16 protein-coding genes and 1 riboswitch are annotated in these 16,435 nt (G+C 38.1%); of the genes, 11 read left to right on the top strand and 5 right to left on the bottom strand.

The window, feature by feature from the left end:
* The first annotated feature begins 4 nt into the window (after positions 1 to 4).
* The 6 genes from hutI (at position 5) to QFZ31_RS08415 (ending at position 5,582) form a co-directional block, all read left to right on the top strand.
* Positions 5 to 1,303 carry an imidazolonepropionase gene (gene hutI, locus QFZ31_RS08440; protein WP_307302415.1) on the top strand — a complete coding sequence of 433 codons (1,299 nt, stop codon included), beginning with the start codon at positions 5 to 7 and terminating at the stop codon, positions 1,301 to 1,303.
* Entirely contained in the window at positions 1,275 to 2,282 is a 1,008-nt protein-coding gene (locus tag QFZ31_RS08435; RefSeq protein WP_307302414.1) for an agmatinase family protein, read from the top strand. Before hutI ends, QFZ31_RS08435 begins: the two co-directional genes overlap by 29 nt.
* Positions 2,283 to 2,469: 187 nt before the next feature.
* Positions 2,470 to 3,753 (top strand): YjiH family protein, encoded by a 1,284-nt coding sequence (locus QFZ31_RS08430; RefSeq protein WP_307311442.1) that lies wholly within the window; start codon positions 2,470 to 2,472, stop codon positions 3,751 to 3,753.
* Positions 3,754 to 3,885: 132 nt separating this feature from the next.
* Positions 3,886 to 4,683: an alpha/beta fold hydrolase gene (locus QFZ31_RS08425; protein WP_307302412.1), complete on the top strand. Its 798-nt coding sequence runs from the start codon at positions 3,886 to 3,888 to the stop codon at positions 4,681 to 4,683.
* A 138-nt stretch (positions 4,684 to 4,821) separates the two neighbouring features.
* Positions 4,822 to 5,307: a metallophosphoesterase family protein gene (locus tag QFZ31_RS08420; protein WP_307302410.1), complete on the top strand. Its 486-nt coding sequence runs from the start codon at positions 4,822 to 4,824 to the stop codon at positions 5,305 to 5,307.
* A 32-nt stretch (positions 5,308 to 5,339) separates the two neighbouring features.
* A complete protein-coding gene (locus tag QFZ31_RS08415; protein WP_307302408.1) occupies positions 5,340 to 5,582 on the top strand; it encodes a glutaredoxin family protein in 243 nt (80 codons plus the stop codon).
* Between the two features lie 25 nt (positions 5,583 to 5,607).
* Here QFZ31_RS08415 and QFZ31_RS08410 read toward each other — a convergent pair whose 3' ends face one another.
* Together QFZ31_RS08410 and QFZ31_RS08405 are read right to left on the bottom strand one after the other, a co-directional pair.
* Positions 5,608 to 6,927, bottom strand: a complete 1,320-nt coding sequence (locus tag QFZ31_RS08410; RefSeq protein ID WP_307302406.1) for a YheC/YheD family protein — start codon at positions 6,925 to 6,927, stop codon at positions 5,608 to 5,610.
* 130 nt (positions 6,928 to 7,057) lie between these two features.
* On the bottom strand, positions 7,058 to 7,186 hold the full coding sequence (locus tag QFZ31_RS08405; RefSeq protein ID WP_307302403.1) for a bacitracin ABC transporter ATP-binding protein: 129 nt from the start codon (positions 7,184 to 7,186) through the stop codon (positions 7,058 to 7,060).
* Positions 7,187 to 7,268: 82 nt separating this feature from the next.
* Positions 7,269 to 7,410, top strand: a riboswitch (cyclic di-AMP (ydaO/yuaA leader).
* Between the two features lie 133 nt (positions 7,411 to 7,543).
* Here QFZ31_RS08405 and QFZ31_RS08400 point away from each other — a divergent pair.
* Positions 7,544 to 9,370 (top strand): APC family permease, encoded by a 1,827-nt coding sequence (locus QFZ31_RS08400; RefSeq protein ID WP_179600217.1) that lies wholly within the window; start codon positions 7,544 to 7,546, stop codon positions 9,368 to 9,370.
* Between the two features lie 30 nt (positions 9,371 to 9,400).
* Here the strand turns inward: QFZ31_RS08400 and QFZ31_RS08395 are convergent, their stop codons facing one another.
* A complete protein-coding gene (locus QFZ31_RS08395) occupies positions 9,401 to 9,835 on the bottom strand; it encodes a hypothetical protein (protein ID WP_307302402.1) in 435 nt (144 codons plus the stop codon).
* Between the two features lie 182 nt (positions 9,836 to 10,017).
* Between QFZ31_RS08395 and QFZ31_RS08390 the strand changes: the two genes are divergently transcribed.
* Positions 10,018 to 10,824, top strand: coding sequence for a histidinol-phosphatase (locus QFZ31_RS08390; protein ID WP_307311435.1), 807 nt, complete (start codon positions 10,018 to 10,020; stop codon positions 10,822 to 10,824).
* Positions 10,825 to 11,156: 332 nt separating this feature from the next.
* Here the strand turns inward: QFZ31_RS08390 and QFZ31_RS08385 are convergent, their stop codons facing one another.
* Positions 11,157 to 12,371: an MFS transporter gene (locus QFZ31_RS08385; RefSeq protein ID WP_307302400.1), complete on the bottom strand. Its 1,215-nt coding sequence runs from the start codon at positions 12,369 to 12,371 to the stop codon at positions 11,157 to 11,159.
* Between the two features lie 194 nt (positions 12,372 to 12,565).
* On the opposite strand from QFZ31_RS08385, the gene QFZ31_RS08380 reads away from it, so the two are divergent.
* The 3 genes from QFZ31_RS08380 (at position 12,566) to QFZ31_RS08370 (ending at position 16,053) form a co-directional block, all read left to right on the top strand.
* On the top strand, positions 12,566 to 13,936 hold the full coding sequence (locus QFZ31_RS08380) for an MATE family efflux transporter (RefSeq protein ID WP_307302398.1): 1,371 nt from the start codon (positions 12,566 to 12,568) through the stop codon (positions 13,934 to 13,936).
* A gap of 168 nt (positions 13,937 to 14,104) precedes the next feature.
* Complete coding sequence (locus QFZ31_RS08375) at positions 14,105 to 14,959, top strand: gamma-glutamylcyclotransferase (protein ID WP_307302397.1); 855 nt, start codon at positions 14,105 to 14,107, stop codon at positions 14,957 to 14,959.
* A 539-nt stretch (positions 14,960 to 15,498) separates the two neighbouring features.
* Positions 15,499 to 16,053: a competence protein ComK gene (locus QFZ31_RS08370; RefSeq protein WP_307302396.1), complete on the top strand. Its 555-nt coding sequence runs from the start codon at positions 15,499 to 15,501 to the stop codon at positions 16,051 to 16,053.
* An 18-nt stretch (positions 16,054 to 16,071) separates the two neighbouring features.
* Here QFZ31_RS08370 and QFZ31_RS08365 read toward each other — a convergent pair whose 3' ends face one another.
* The gene (locus QFZ31_RS08365; RefSeq protein WP_307302395.1) at positions 16,072 to 16,275 is read right to left on the bottom strand and encodes a DUF5957 family protein; all 204 of its coding nucleotides are present in this window, start codon (positions 16,273 to 16,275) and stop codon (positions 16,072 to 16,074) included.
* Positions 16,276 to 16,435 lie beyond the last annotated feature (160 nt).

The following is a 16,435-nucleotide window of genomic DNA, read 5'->3' as shown; positions in this document are numbered from 1 at the left end:
ACGGGTGAGTAAGCCAATTTTTATAAGAAATGCTTCACAGCTCGTGACCTTACAGGGGAGTTCACATGCTCCTCTTGTAAAGGAAGCGATGTCTGAGTTGGGTCTGGTTAAAAATGGAAGTGTTTGGATAGAAAATGGTGTCATTTGTGATGTAGGACTAGATGAGGAGCTTTTTGAAAAATATGATAAGCGTCTTGGTGAAGCGGAGATAGTGGATGCCAGTGGAAAGCTTGTTACTCCAGGATTAGTTGATCCTCACACTCATCTTGTTTTTGCTGGAAGCAGAGAAAATGAGTTTAATATGAGGCTACAAGGTGCCACCTACATGGAAATCATGAACAGCGGCGGCGGGATTCATGCAACAACAAGGAAGACTAAGTCAGCAAGTCATGAAGAGCTTTTTAATGAAAGCTTTGAACGGTTAAATCAATTCCTACGTCACGGCGTGACAACAGTCGAGGCGAAAAGTGGTTACGGGATGGAGTGGGAAACCGAGCTTAAGCAGCTTGAAGTAGCTAAAATGCTCAATGAAAAGCATGTTATTGATATTGTACCTACCTTTATGGGTGCTCACGCCGTTCCAAAAGAGTATAAAGACAATCCTGATGATTTTGTGGAGCTGTTGATTGATGAAATGATTCCAAAGGTTGCGGAGCTGGGGTTGGCCGAATTCAATGATGTTTTTTGTGAGCATGGTGTTTTTACTCCAGAGCAATCAAAGCGAATTCTTGAGGCAGGTAAGAGACACGGGCTGATACCGAAAATTCATGCGGATGAAATTGAACCATATGAAGGGGCAGAGCTAGCGGCTGAGGTTGGTGCAATATCTGCAGATCATTTATTAAGAGCTTCAGAAAAAGGCATGAAAGCGATGGCTGAAAAAGGTGTCGTTGGTGTGCTGCTGCCGGGGACAGCTTACTTTTTAATGGCGGAATCAGCAAATGGCCGTAAAATGATTGATTTGGGAGTGCCAGTGGCGTTGTCAACCGACTGTAATCCGGGTTCGTCACCGACTGTGTCTCTGCCTTTCATTATGAATCTTGGCTGTTTGAAGATGGGGATGACTCCTGCTGAGGTGATTACTGCAGCAACAATTAATGCAGCACATGCGATCAATCGTGGTCGGGAAATTGGCAGTTTAGAGGTTGGAAAAAAAGCAGATATTACGATGTTCAGTGTTGATAATTATATGAAGCTTCAATATTCTTATGGAGTGAATCATACGCATACGGTTATAAAAAATGGAGTGGTGGTTGTCAGAGGAGGTCATTTGCTTGAAGAGCTTTCTCTATCCAACAATTAATCCACCCAGCTTTACTTGGGTAAACCTTGAGAGTGGGGCAGGGGGGAAGGTTCATGAATGGATTCAGCCAATAACCACTTTGAATGACTTTGAAAAAATCAAGGAGGCCGAGGTCGTGATTCTCGGTGTTCCTTTGTCTCGTTCATCGATAAGTGCTTCTGGTGCGTCAGAGTTTCCCGATGCCTTTAGACGTTCTTGGCGGAGCTTTGCAACCTACAATCTTGATGATGATGTTGATTTGGCAGAAATGAATGCACTTGACGCCGGGGATGTTCCGATGCATGTCACGGATATTAGAAAGTGCCACGACAACATCATTCAGGCAGCCGCATTGGTCCATAGCCATTTTCAAGATTCAAAGGTGTGTGCGATTGGCGGAGATCACTCAATCACAGCGATGATGGTGAAAGGAATGCACCAGGCAAAGCCTTCTGAAAAAATTGGAATTTTACAATTTGATACTCATTTTGATTTGCGAGACATGTCAGATAATGGTCCATCAAATGGAACACCTATGCGTAATTTAATTGAAAGTGGAGTAGTTGACGGCAGTAATATGTACAACATTGGTCTGCATGGCTTTTTTAATACGAAGGACTTAAAACAATATGCAGATGAAAAAGGGGTTAATTATTTTACACTTCGTACAGCTCGAAAAAAGGGGATAGAAGAAACCGTTCAGCAATGCTTAGAAGAACTATCTTCAAAGGTTGATACCATTTATTTAACGGTAGATATGGATGTGTTAGATATTGCTTATGCCCCTGGGGTACCGGCATCAACCCCGGGGGGCATGACAACGGAAGAGTTGCTAGAAGGGGTACTAGCAGCAGGTCGTCATCCAAAAGTAAAAGCAATGGACATCGTCTGCCTCGATCCATTAAAGGACACACTCGTCCAGCCAACCGTTAAACTAGGAACACACGTATTCCTTACTTTCCTAACAGGAGTCATGCTTCGACAATGTGCTAGCAACTAGATAGTGTTTGATATCTAGTTGCTAGCTTTGGTGACAGGCACCACTAAAATACAAATGTACGCCTCAGGTGGACAAATAGGTAATTTAATATTCTATGAACATAGGGTACTAATAGGAATAAGGGGGATTGGGTATGGAGAATCAGCCGATACAACAAGTGCAGCAACCAGAATTGCAGAATAGTAATATGTTGAATATTATGAAGTTCTTTGTTTTTAGTGCAATCGGTATTTTTGTATTTTTTGTTCCGGTTACTTTGAATGGAAAGTCTTCGATTATGCTGGATCATTTTGTTTCATATATTCAACTTGCGGTCCCAAATGTTTTACCTTATTATGCATTACTGGTCATATTGTTAGGTGCAGTATATCCTTTTATGAAAAAGACCTGGAAAAAAGATGTTGTCACCACAGTGTTTTCGATTCTGAAAATTTTTGGACTTGTTACTGCGATTATGCTTGTATTTAATGTTGGTCCGAAATGGTTTTTCGATCCTGATATGGCACCATTCCTTTTTAACAAACTTGTGATATCCGTTGGACTGCTAGTTCCAATTGGTTCTGTTTTTCTTGCTCTCTTAGTAGGTTATGGCTTGCTCGAATTTATCGGAATATTCATGCAACCAGTGATGAGGCCGATTTGGAAAACACCAGGAAGATCAGCAATAGATGCTGTAGCCTCTTTTGTAGGTAGCTATTCCATTGGTCTATTAATTACTAACCGTGTTTTTAAAGAGGGTAAATATACAATAAAAGAAGCAGCAATTATTGCAACGGGTTTTTCAACTGTTTCCGCGACTTTTATGATTGTTGTTGCGAAAACATTGAATCTAATGGAAGTTTGGAACGCATATTTTTGGGTAACATTTGTTGTAACTTTCATCGTTACCGCGATTACAGTTAGAATTTGGCCGCTAAATAAAATGAGTGATTCTTATTACCAGGACATGGAGGGTGACGAGGAGGTAATAATTAAAAAGGACCGGGTTAAAACAGCATGGAAAGAAGCAATGATTACCGCCGACCAATCTTCAAGCTTAGGTAAAAATATTTGGGACAACCTTAAAGATGGCTTTATCATGACAATGGGAATATTGCCATCCATCATGTCTGTTGGGTTACTTGGACTTATATTAGCTGAATTTACACCTGTATTTGATTGGCTGGGTTATATTTTTTATCCTTTCACTGCACTGGTACAACTTCCGGAACCAATGCTTGCTGCAAAAGCAAGTGCTGTCTCAATCGCAGAAATGTTCTTGCCGGCATTGTTAGTTACCAAGGCCGCCATTGTTACCAAATTTGTTATCGCTGTTGTTTCAGTATCATCCATTATCTTCTTCTCAGCTGTAGTACCTTGTATCCTATCGACAGAAATTCCACTAACAATTGGAAAACTTGTCGTCATTTGGTTTGAAAGGGTAGTATTCACCATTCTCCTTACAGCACCGATTGCTTACTTAATTCTTTAAAATAAAAAACTGTTCCTTTTTAATTAGGGGAACAGTTTTTTATTACGAAAAGATGCATAATAACAAAAGAAATATTTTTTGGAATTTAAGTTATTTAAGTGATTCATAATGTGTGTCGAGGTGAATTGATCAATGCCAATGATGGATGTGAAAGATGTCAGTCTATATTATAATGTTAAAGGAAATGGAACTCCCATAGTTTTTATCCATCCGCCTTTACTTACGAGTGAAAATTTCAGATATCAAATGGATGGGGAATCTCAGGATTTTAGCGTTATTACTTTTGATATAAGAGGTCATGGTAGAAGTCATTATTCAAATCAAACGATAACTTATCCGTTAATTGTGGAAGATATTAAACGTTTGCTGGATCATTTAGGAATAGAAAAAGCATTCCTATGTGGGTATTCGACAGGAGCTTCTATTGCATTAGAATTTATGCTGACTTATTCCGACAGAGCCATAGGAGGTATTTTAGTAAGTGGAATGTCAGAAGCGAGTGATCTTTATTTGAGGAAAAGAATTTCTTTAGCTGTTAAACTTGCAAATTCTAGGTCACTCTCTTTTCTAGCATATGCCATTACATGGGGCAATTCCGATACAAAAGAGATGTTTAGGAACTTGTACAATGAAGCAGTTAAAGGTGATGCCAGAAATATTAATCAATATTTTCAATATAGTTTAAAATATAATTGTACCAATCAATTAGATAAAATAGAACTTCCCATTTTATTGGTCTATGGGAAGAAAGACAAATCTTTTCATCGGTATGCGAATCTTTTAAAAGAAAAATTGCCATGCAGTGAATTATACTTCATTGACAAGGAAAAACATCAAATTCCTACAAAAGCTGCTACCAAATTGAATCCATTGATTGCACATTTTGTAGATGAACATAATAGTAAAGATTTTAAATATTCAGGGAATTGAGAATATATTTCTTGGGAAAGCGCAAGAATAGACATTTCCGGCGTTTAAGCGTCAAAAAATGCAGTTGTTTCCAACTTGGAAACAGGTATGTTAATACCAAATTTAAAGGATTATCAGAAAAATAAGAGGAATTATAATATGAAAATTGTCGTTCTATCAGATACACATCTACCAAAAAGAAAAAAAGGATTGCCTGCGAGGTTATTAGATGAATTAATGGATGTCGACTTGATCATTCATGCTGGTGACTGGCAGACGATAGATGTTTATCATGAGCTGCGGAGAAATGGAAGAGTTGAAGGAGTTTATGGGAACGTAGATGATGAGGAAATAATTAGATTATTACCATTAAAAAAGATTGTTGAAGCAGGCGGTTTTAGATTTGGTATTATCCATGGACACGGGAAGGGAAAAACAACTGAAAGACGTGCTATTGCAGCATTTAAAGGAGAGAATGTGGATTGTATAATCTTTGGGCATTCTCATATTCCTGTCATGAGGTATGAAGGTGATCTATTAATTTTTAACCCCGGTTCGCCAACCGACAAGAGAAGACAAAAGTTTTTTTCCTTTGGGGTAATCAGCTTAAGTGATAAAATAACGGCAGAACATATTTATTTTTAAGAAGAGTAGCATGGTTGGAAGGAGAGGAACCAATGGAAAAAGGTGTTATCGTCTATACGACAAACGACTGTATTGAGTGCACAATGGTTAAAAAAGTCCTTACTGAGGAAGGGATTCCCTACGAGGTTAGAGATATATCAAAAAACGCCGAATATCAACTAGAAGTTGAAAAGTACGGCTATTTAGGTGTTCCGGTAACAGTGTTAGGAAATAAAGCAGTAAAGGGTTTTACGAATGAATTGAAGGAAATTATCGAAACAGCAAAAAAGAGCTAATTGTAAGTTAGCTCTTTTCGTTATATTAAAAACCTGCTAGTTTTTTACCATAAAGCATATTGGTTTTTAAAATCTCATAGTATAGGTCCGGATCCCCAGCTACTAACGCAATATCGTGTGCGGGGTTGCAGTGGTCAATCTCTGAAATCCAGATATCACCTAATTCTCCAACCGTTATATCAACCGCTGCATTTGCCAAATGCACCCCCATACCTTCTAATTCATTTACCGTATCAACAGCTATATGGTTCAATTCTTCATAAGTCAAGGAAGCGTGTAAATCGCTTTGATGCAAGAATTCTTTTACCATTTCTTTTTCAAATTTGACTATTGGCAGTAATCTGCCATCATTCTTTATCGATTGGTCGCCTCTCGTAAACGACCCCATTACCTGCCATTCACCTGAATAGTTTTTAACCGTAACAAACCGTACAGTAATGGTTCGATATCCGGTTACATCAATAGATTCTTGGATGATGTTTTCTCCCTCTTTAAAATATTTACTAAAGATAGAATAGGCCTGATCCCGATTACTAAATCGATAATTCTTTGATTCCAAATTTGTTAAATTTGTTATAACGAGAGAGTTTGCCTCTTTTAGTAAGACACGATAGGCATGCCGATTAGCACTGTTTAGCGGCTTCACCGTTAAATTAGGAAATTTCTTTAAAAAATAGTATAGATCTTGAGGTGAACCATATAGATTTGTATCCGGAAGATAACATTTTACACCGATGGAACTTGCCAATTTTTTGTGGATACTCCATCGATTTAGAAAGAAATCATTAAAAATTACATTGCCAATGATGGATTTAAAATGCTGTATCCATGCGGAGCTTACAGAAGAAGTCATCACAAAAATAGAGGCAGGATATGGGTAGGTTCCTTCTTCCCATTGTTTTGTTCGAGGATTATAAAGATAGCCTGTGACGAGTTGGTTGACTTTATCAACATGGTCAAGAGAAAAGACAAGGATGGCACCCTTAATTTCACGATAAAGTAAAACATAATCACGTAAATGATCGAGATATTTCTTGATCGAGCTTTGATAATAACCTGCGAGTAAACCGATAAAGGGTCCAATTTGTATTTCGTTGCCATTCTGCTTGATTTCAAGACTGCAATGCTGTGGTATATTCAGCATGTCCAAAATATCTTCAGATAGGCTTGCCCCATTTAGTGGCAATTCATCAGAAATGTCTACAATAGATTGATAGGTTTTTGCACCAAATCTGATTTTTCTAGCCGTAATTTGAGTAATTCCCATAGATTCTGCTAACTTGGGATGTAACGTTAAAATCCCTCTGTTAGAGGTGTTTCTTGATAGCAGAATAACATTTTCCATTCCGTTTCCCCCCAACCATAATACTGGATAAGTTATTATATGTACCAATAACAAAGTTTGTCTTAAAAATGGGGGATTTCTTACAATTTGGACAAGTGTACCATTGTTATTGTGAAATACATAGGGTGGATTAATCGTCTTCTTTATGATTGTTTATATCTTCGTTTTTTTCAACAGGGCGACCGTATAGCTCATTGATTTCATTAGCCAATTCATCTAAAAATTCATCTGTCAAAAGCGGCTTTTTCTTTTTAGACATATATATTTCTCCAATCTTTATTTTTTTAAAAAATTTTGATTTACATTTGATAAACACAGGAGTATGATAATCACAGTTTCATATTTCTAAATCGCTGAGACCAAATTGGTGCGGGGGACCCATTCATATGGATAGTATATCCAAGGGGTGAATCCTTTAATAGGTAGGGCTACTCAATGGCCCGAATCCGACAGCTAACCTCGTAAGCGTTAATGAGAAGGAAGGTGGAGCTTGTTAGACAGTTCATACATGTCTGCAGGTCTATTAACTTTGACTTGCAGGCATTTTTTTGTGCTTTTTAAGCATGATAAGACAGAACAAAATAATTTTATAGAATACACGGTGGTGCAGAAATCGATGGTTTCTTCAATCAAAAGATTATTAATAGGCAGACCTTTAAAGTCAACTGAACTAGGGGAACAGAAGCTCAATAAAACAAAAGCACTGGCGATTCTTTCGTCTGATGCCTTATCATCGGTGGCTTATGGTCCGGAACAAATCCTAATCGTACTCGTAACAGTAAGTGCAGCGGCATTTTGGTATTCCATTCCGATTGCAATCGGTGTTTTAGTTTTATTAGCAGCATTAATTTTATCTTACCGGCAAATTATTTTTGCCTACCCCCATGGTGGTGGCGCTTATGTAGTTTCAAAGGAAAATTTAGGTATCAATTATGGGCTTATATCGGGTGGATCCTTACTGGTTGATTACATTTTAACAGTAGCTGTTAGTGTATCTGCTGGAACTGATGCGATCACATCGGCCTTTCCAGCTTTACATGACCATAATGTGGGTATTGCGATCATTTTTGTCATATTTATTACTACTTTAAACCTAAGAGGTGTAACGGAGTCTGCTTCTATTTTAGCATATCCCGTCTATTTATTCGTGCTTGCTTTATTTATTTTAATTGGTGTGGGACTTTTTAATGTTTTTACAGGGCAGGTTCCGGCAGAATTACATACACCAGTTGGAACTCCCATTGCAGGGATATCTTTATTTCTTCTTTTAAGGGCATTTGCTTCAGGCAGTTCTGCGCTTACTGGTGTTGAGGCGATATCAAATGCAATTCCGAACTTTAAAGCGCCAGCTCCAAATAATGCTGCTAAAACGTTGGCAGCAATGGGGGGCTTACTGGCGATATTATTTTCGGGAATTGTATTGTTAGCTTATTACTATGGGATTACGCCGAATGAAAAGGTTACCGTGGTTTCTCAAATTGCGGAGCAGACATTTGGACGCAACTTTATGTATTTCTTTATTCAAGGCACAACCGCTTTAATCTTAATTCTTGCGGCAAACACAGGATACACAGCGTTTCCATTGCTGGCAGTCAATCTCGCCAATGATAAGTTTATTCCAAGGATGTTTAAGATTAGAGGTGACCGATTAGGGTATTCGAATGGAATTCTCACATTAGGTTTAGCTTCAATTTTATTAATTATTTTTTTCAAAGGACAAACGGAGCACTTAATACCACTGTATGCGGTTGGGGTCTTCATTCCGTTTACTTTGTCCCAAACGGGAATGATGTTAAAATGGCTTCGTGAAAAGCCTCAGGGCTGGATGTCGAAGCTTATCATTAATACAACGGGTGCTATCATCTGCTTTGTTGTTACGATTATGTTCTTTTTAACAAAGTTTGCGCAGGTTTGGCCTGTGTTGGTATTCTTACCAGTGATTGTTTATGTCTTTTACCGAATTAGAAAGCATTATGAAGCAGTGGGAGAGCAGTTAAGATTAAATTGTGAGGAGCCTGCAGTTCCTATTGAAGGAAACGTGATTATTGTTCCTGTAGCTGGTATTACCCAAGTGGTAGAAAACTCTCTGAATTATGCAAAATCACTTGGAGCGGATCAAGTACTTGCCGTGTATGTTTCCTTTGAAAGGGACGATGAAAAGAAATTCGAAGAAAAATGGAACAAGTGGCAGCCAGATGTAAGACTTGTCACCCTGCACTCCCATTATAGGAGTATTATCCAGCCACTTACCAAATTTGTTGATACCGTCCAGCATAAAGCTAGTGAGGCGAATTACCGTGTTACCGTCATCATTCCACAATTTATACCAAAAAAAGGCTGGCACAATATTCTGCACAACCAATCAAGCTTATTAATTAAAGCCTACCTGTTATACAGAAGAAATGTGATTATCACAACCGTCCCATACCACCTAAAAAAATAATCAAAGAGCAGCTTCCATTTTGGGAGCTGCTCAATTTTTGTTTTCAGAATTAGTGAAGATACAACCTGGAACTTCGAAGGTCCGACCATTCGCGGTTAAAGAGATGGAACAAATGGCATTACCAATAATGGTCTCATGTAGAAAATGTATGTTTGAAAGAATAGCCATGTCATGAAAGTTGACTCCAGAGGCTTGTCCTTCCGCTGTTAAGATTATACCGACACCTCCGCCTGATACGGGTTCACAAGTTGGGATACCAGGTGCAGCGGATTTAAAAACAAAGCTGTTATTTTGATTCAAATCGTCACCATAAAGAATGGAAATAAAACTATTATTGGCTGTACAATCAACTTCACAAATTCGTGCAGATATAGTAATTTTGCCTCTAGATGAAAATCGATCGATTAAGGTTTCGACTGGTACAGCACATGCGGTTACTTTTGCACGACAATTACAACTTTCCATAAAACACCTCTCATTCACAATATTACTTATATATATGAAACAGCTTGTCTTTTGGATTGGACAAGGAGTGGAGTAAAATGGAAATGTACAAATTTTATTAATGATCAGGGAAGACTTTTTGGTGTTGTGGTTTGATTGGAAGTACCATAGTATGGGAAAATATGGAGAGGTGATAAACAATGTTGAAATTTGATTTACATACCCATCATGATCGGTGTGGTCATGCAAGGGGAGGAATTCGAGATTATATCGAGGCGGGTATCGAGAAGGGGTTAAATATTATCGGAATCTCTGACCATACCCCGTATTTTTCAAGTAAAGAAGACCATCCGTTTCCTCACATAACGATGGCAACAAGTCAATTTCCTGAATATGTAGAGGAAGTCTTGAAGTTAAAACAAGAGTATTCTGGGAAGATTGATGTCCTATTAGGAATTGAGGCAGATTTCTTTCCCGAATATGTAGAAAACTATCGTCAGTACTTTGACCGCTATCCATTTGATTATATAATTGGATCTGTTCATCATGTAGATGGGGTGAGCATTTTTAAAAAGGACCGCTGGGAAGGGCTGAGTTCTAAAGAACAAATAAAGACCAAAGAATCCTATTATTCATTAATTGAACAATCTGCGCGCAGCGGCATGTATCAAATTCTAGGTCATATTGATGCGATGAAAGGCTTCTATCCTGACTTTTCAAACATTCAAACTGCTGCAGTTGAACACACCTTAAAGGTCATAGCGGAATACGATGTCGCTATTGAAATTAACACCTCCGGAAAAACCAAATACGTTGGGGGATGGTATCCAGCCGATGATATTTTAGAAATGGCACTCCATCATGGAGTAAAAGTCACCTTCGGCTCAGACGCCCACGACCCAGAGCGAGTCGGCGACGAATTCGAAATGGTCCAAGCCCGCCTCAAACAAATAGGCTTCAAAGACTGGGTCTACTTTAACGAACGAAAGAGATATGCAGTAAAACTATGAATAAATGCGAATAAATGAATAAATGGTGACAGGCACCAAAAAAGGCACCAAAAAAATGTAATGGAAACCACATCCATTACATTTTTTCTTGTTTAGGTGTTTGTTTGCGTTTTTTGGTTAAGGTTCTAATTAGGTAAATACCGCCAATGAGTGCTAGTAGATTCAGTGAGTCTCCCAGGTTTATGGTTAAATTGAAGTTGTTTTTTACGCGTACGGTGTTTTTATTGTTGTTGGTATGCGAATGCGACTTTCTTTTGACATAAGGACCACCTCCATATGACTAGTATATCAACCCAAGTCTACAGAAAATGCCAATCTACTAGAAAAAATTGCTAGTTTTTTACTAACAAAGTTTTTGTGAATTTCCTAGTACGAGAATACATGAGAAGAAATACAAAGGCACTTCCAATCCGCATAAAGGAATTCAACTCCATTGATTTTTGTATGCCTAGTCCCTCTAACAGCATAATCCCAATCTGTGGGGCTAAAAAGGCGACAAAGGATAGGAGTACATTATAAGTCGTGATACAATATGTTTTCTTTTCTTCTGGCGATTGTTCAAGCAAAAGGTTAAACAATAAGAGCACAACCCCAGAAATGAAAAATCCAGATAGTGCCTGGACACAAGTTAAATAGAATAGATTGGTAGACATAACGGTTAGAAATGGAACAAGCGCCATTCCGAGCGCAGCCCATACGAGCATAAGCGTATTAGATTTTAGCTCTGCCCATTTTTTCCACAAAGGAAAAGTAAAGATTTGCACTAACTGACATGCTACCGAAAAGATACTTATCCAAAGAATCGTGGCTTCTGCGATTCGAACATGATAAATATTGAATATCCCCCAGGACATCTGCCAGGTGAAATTAAAACAGAGTGCCGCAATTAGGAACCATTTGTACCCATGATCTTTAAAAATGGACCAATCCATCGACGATTTTTTTGTGGTCGTGACTGCTTGGACTGTTTCTTTATGTTTCATTAAGAAAAACACTTCAAGTATTCCAAAAAGTAACGCTGTGAAAAATAACCACTGATAGGCGGTTGCATTATTTGATTGGTTCTTCATAATAATCCCGATAATAAGTGTGGAAATCATGCCAGCAATCGTCAATAAGCGGTTGCGATCACTAAAAAAAGAACCCCTTCGATCGTCTTTTATCATTCCGCTAATTAACGTTTGCCAGCCAATGTTTGCAATGGTGGCAGGTACATTCATAAATGCGATAATAATTAAAAATACCCATGCTTGGTAAGAGGTAGAGATATAGACAACTCCCATGAGAAGTAAAAATAATAATCGCGCCCCTAATACTGACATGGCAACCGTTTTTTTCTGCGTCTGTAAACGATTTAATAGAACGGCAGCAGGAATGGTCATCAAAAGGGCAATTAAAGGTGGAAGGGAACTAATTAATCCAACTTGATAATTGGTAGCTCCAAGAATCGAGATAGCAAAGATGGGATAAAAGTTTCCTGCAAGGTTAATAGCAATGGTAGAAACCATTCCATGATAGATACTAATCTTTTCATTATAGGTACGCACGATTCTTCACCAGTTTCTCTATTAATAAATAACGATTATATTATACTACGGTATCCGAAATTTCTATATAATACTTTTGAAAATTATTTAACAAAAAATAGACCGTTAGAGTAATAAATATTACTCAAGTCAGCCAAAATCCAGTATAATAAAAATTTGGCTTTTATAATTCATTTTTTCTAGGAGTTTTATATATGAATCAGACGTTTACATTAAAAGAAAAGACAAAACAAATTTTTGTCATGATAATACCTATTTTAATCACTCAGCTCGGTATGTTTTCGATGGTGTTTTTTAACAATATTATGTCAGGAAGATATAACTCCTCAGACCTGGCCGCTGTTGCCATTGGTTCGTCAATTTGGAGCCCGATATTTACAGGGATAAGCGGGATTCTGCTGGCGGTTTCTCCAATAGCGGCACAGCGCTTCGGGGAAAAGCGAGGCAAGGAAGTGGCTTCGGTTGTAAGACATGGACTCTACATTTCCGTTATGATTACCATTGTGGTCATTATGCTTGGTGTATTCTTTTTAGATCCACTTTTAGATAAAATGAATCTTCCAAGTGACGTACAGGAAACGGCCTTTGACTATTTGGTTGGTCTTAGCTACGGAATTCTTCCGCTTTTTATCTTTAACGTGCTTAGGTCATTTATCTATGCATTAGGAAAAACAAGGATAGTAATGTATATCTTGCTTCTGTCATTACCAATCAATTTCTTTCTGAATTTTGTGCTGATCTTTGGAAATTGGGGTTTCCCGGAACTTGGCGGAGCAGGTGCCGGATATGCCACCTCCATCACGGAATGGTTGATCACTGGAATGACAGTGTACATTGTAAAAACACAGGAACCATTTTCAGGCTTTGCCGTGTTTGAGAATTTGAAGAAATTCTCATTAGCAGAGTGTAAGGAAATACTGAAAATCGGTGTACCTATGGGACTATCAACGTTCTTTGAAACCAGTATGTTTGCTGTTGTAACCATTTTATTAAGTAAATTTAATGTTACCACGATTGCTGCCTATCAATCAGCGTTAAACATCGTTTCTTTCCTTTACATGATTCCGATAAGCATATCGATGGCACAAACGGTTCTTGTAAGTTATGAAGTAGGGGCACGCAGATACAAGGACGCAAAGAGCTACAGCTGGTTAGGTATTTATCTTGCTATCTTAATCGCTCTTATTACCGGGGTATTAGTGGTTCTATTCAGGTACCAAGTGGCTGGATTTTACTCGAATGAAACAGAAGTCATTAACCTAACGGCGCATTTCTTAATTTTTGCGTTGTTCTTCCAAATCAGTGATGCCATTCAAGTAACCGCACAAGCTGCCTTACGGGGATATAAGGATGTTAATCTTGCCTTTGTCATGACGTTAATTGCGTACTGGTTAATCTGCCTTCCAGTTGGCTACGTACTTGCAAACTATACAGGACTGGGTGCGACAGGATATTGGCTTGGTCTTACAGCAGGATTGTTAGCGGCTGGAATCGCCTTATCATGGAGACTAATCTACATCCAAAAACGAAAATTCATAGACCCACAAAAACTAGAAGCAGTATAACAAGCAGCCAACAGTCCTCATCACTCTCTATTGTGATGGGGACTTTTCTCAACCCACTGTCCGCCTGAGGTGGACAGTGTCCACGAGTGGTGACAGGCACCAAATGACAGTGTTGTCATCGTGATTATAGGATAATGTGTTTATACTTAATTGAAAGAAGGGGTTAGGATGGAGAGGTATTTTGTTTTTGTTTATGGGACGCTTAGGAGGCATGAGCGAAATCATTATTTATTGGAGGAAGCAGAGCTTGTTGCGGAGCAGGCTTGGACGGAGGGGAAGTTATTTGATACAGGTTTTGGCTATCCTGCTCTCCAGGAATCGGCTGCGGATGTGGTCTATGGTGAACTGTACCTGGTTACGGAGGACCAGCTTCATAGATTAGATGAGCTGGAAGGTTATAGTGTGAAGGCGCTAGATAACTTATATAATCGTAAAATACAACTAATCTCTCATGATACTGGTAAAACCAAAGCTTATATTTATACCATTGCAAAACACAATAGTCATATGCTGAAAACGCAGATCAAGAGTGGTGATTGGAAGGAATATCATCTTCGCAAACAAGACCCAATCCTATATTTTGCCTATGGAAGCTGCATGGATCCTGCACGGTTTAAACTAGCAAAAGTGGACCAATATTTTCAAAAGGTGATAGGCACCGGCATCCTGCACGGTTATACATTACGATACTCTGTGACAATGCCTGATGGCGGTCGTGCTGACATTGTTGAGGAAGGCGGAGTGGTAGAAGGGAAGGTATATGAGATTCCCACCGATTGTGTTCCTTACCTTTATAGAAGAGAAGGGGTGGGTTCACGTCTATATCGGCCAACATTTGTGGATCTTTTCATAAATGGAAGCTTATACAAAGATGTGATGACCTTTACGGTTGTCAATAAGGAAGCAGAAACAGCGCCCCCGGAACATTATTTTGAAGAAATCATTAGAGGCGGAACAGGATTTTTAAGTGAAGCTTATCTTGAGGAATTGAAGAATCACATAAAAATATTATGTAAACAATGATAAAACAAAAAATCTTACTCAATAAAAGGGTAAGATTTTTCTATTTCTCAGAGAAAAAGGCAAATATGTATTTTATGTGAATTTATGAATTTTCAGTTAACAGGCTGAAATGTTCATTTTAATGAGCTAATAATATGCTAAAAAAATAGAAAAATAGATGAAATTTTGGGGGTTAAAATAAATGTCGAACCATGTCTTTGTAAATAATAGCATATTCGGAAATAAAAAATATTCATTATACGTTCAAATATAACGTTCGTCAATATGGTGAACTAGCCTTGAAAAGGTAGGTGTGAGTGACCTGAAAATTATTTATAAATAACAGATTTACTTTCTATCTTCTAGTAAAATATACTATTTTTGAGGAGGAATTTTGTGGAAATGTATAACGGAAACGTGGAAAAAGTTTCACCCTCGGGTAATGATCTTAGCGGAACGAAACCCAAGGGCAAGGCAAGTTGAGTATATCAACTTTATGTTAGTATACTCTTATTCTTAAAATAATCAACTCTATTACTAGAAAAGAGGCTTATTAATATATGGACGTAAGAGATAAACACCTAATTAATGAAAAGACGGTTTTACTAACAGGTGAGTACAATGATTGTGGAGAATTATGGTCAAGAGTGATTGAAGGGGAAGAAACTTTCCTTGTTAGAAAGAGTCCAATTGCCGTTATCGAGGAAACCTTGTTACATTTAGGGTCAAATTTCCTTGGAGCCAGGCGTAGTTCAAAATACCTGCTGACTCCAACAAGGATGCATCCTATAAGTGTGAATCCGCAGTTGGGCATTTTATTGTTTCCTACAAAAAATATGAAGTTTCATTACAATATATGGTTTTCACTTATTCATGTTAAAACAACAAACCCTGTTGGAATCAATCGAATTGAAGTTTTAACGAGCTTTGGTCATACAATCTTAATCGATATGTCGGAAAGAGCCTTTAACAACAAGCGGCAAAAGGCAGTTCAGCTTCAAGAAGCCATTACCAATAATCTGAATTGCCCCTTAAATTTCTATGTCGAACCTAAGAAGGGCTTTTATATAAGTAAAAGTGCAAAAGAAAATAATTATTCCCTTGAGAAAAAGTAATGAAAGAGAGCAGCGTCCTTAATGGAGGCTGCTTTTATAATTTGGCAGTTTTGATTTGCGGCGAAGCAATAAGTCAATCCCCGCAAGCACAATTCCTATTAAAAACGGTATAACCTTTAGGCTGACAGTCTGATCATATAACAAGAATCCATAAATATTAATCATCTCTGTAAGAAGTATTCCAAGAACAAAACCGGTAATAAAAATTAGCACAGTTCTCATTCCTCGTCTCTCCCTTCAAATATCGGTGTTCTTTATTCCAGTATAGCAATGCAGTGGTATTTTCAAAATGAACTAGAGCCGTAACTTTGTCTACACCCTAGGTCTTAGATGAAGCCACTTTCGTACCAAATAGTGGAATAGTTTAGATAAGAATAAACAA

The sequence above is a fragment of the Neobacillus niacini genome (assembly GCF_030817595.1).
In the GTDB taxonomy this organism is placed as follows: domain Bacteria; phylum Bacillota; class Bacilli; order Bacillales; family Cytobacillaceae; genus Neobacillus; species Neobacillus niacini_G.
This window is presented reverse-complemented; position numbering and strand designations above follow the sequence as displayed.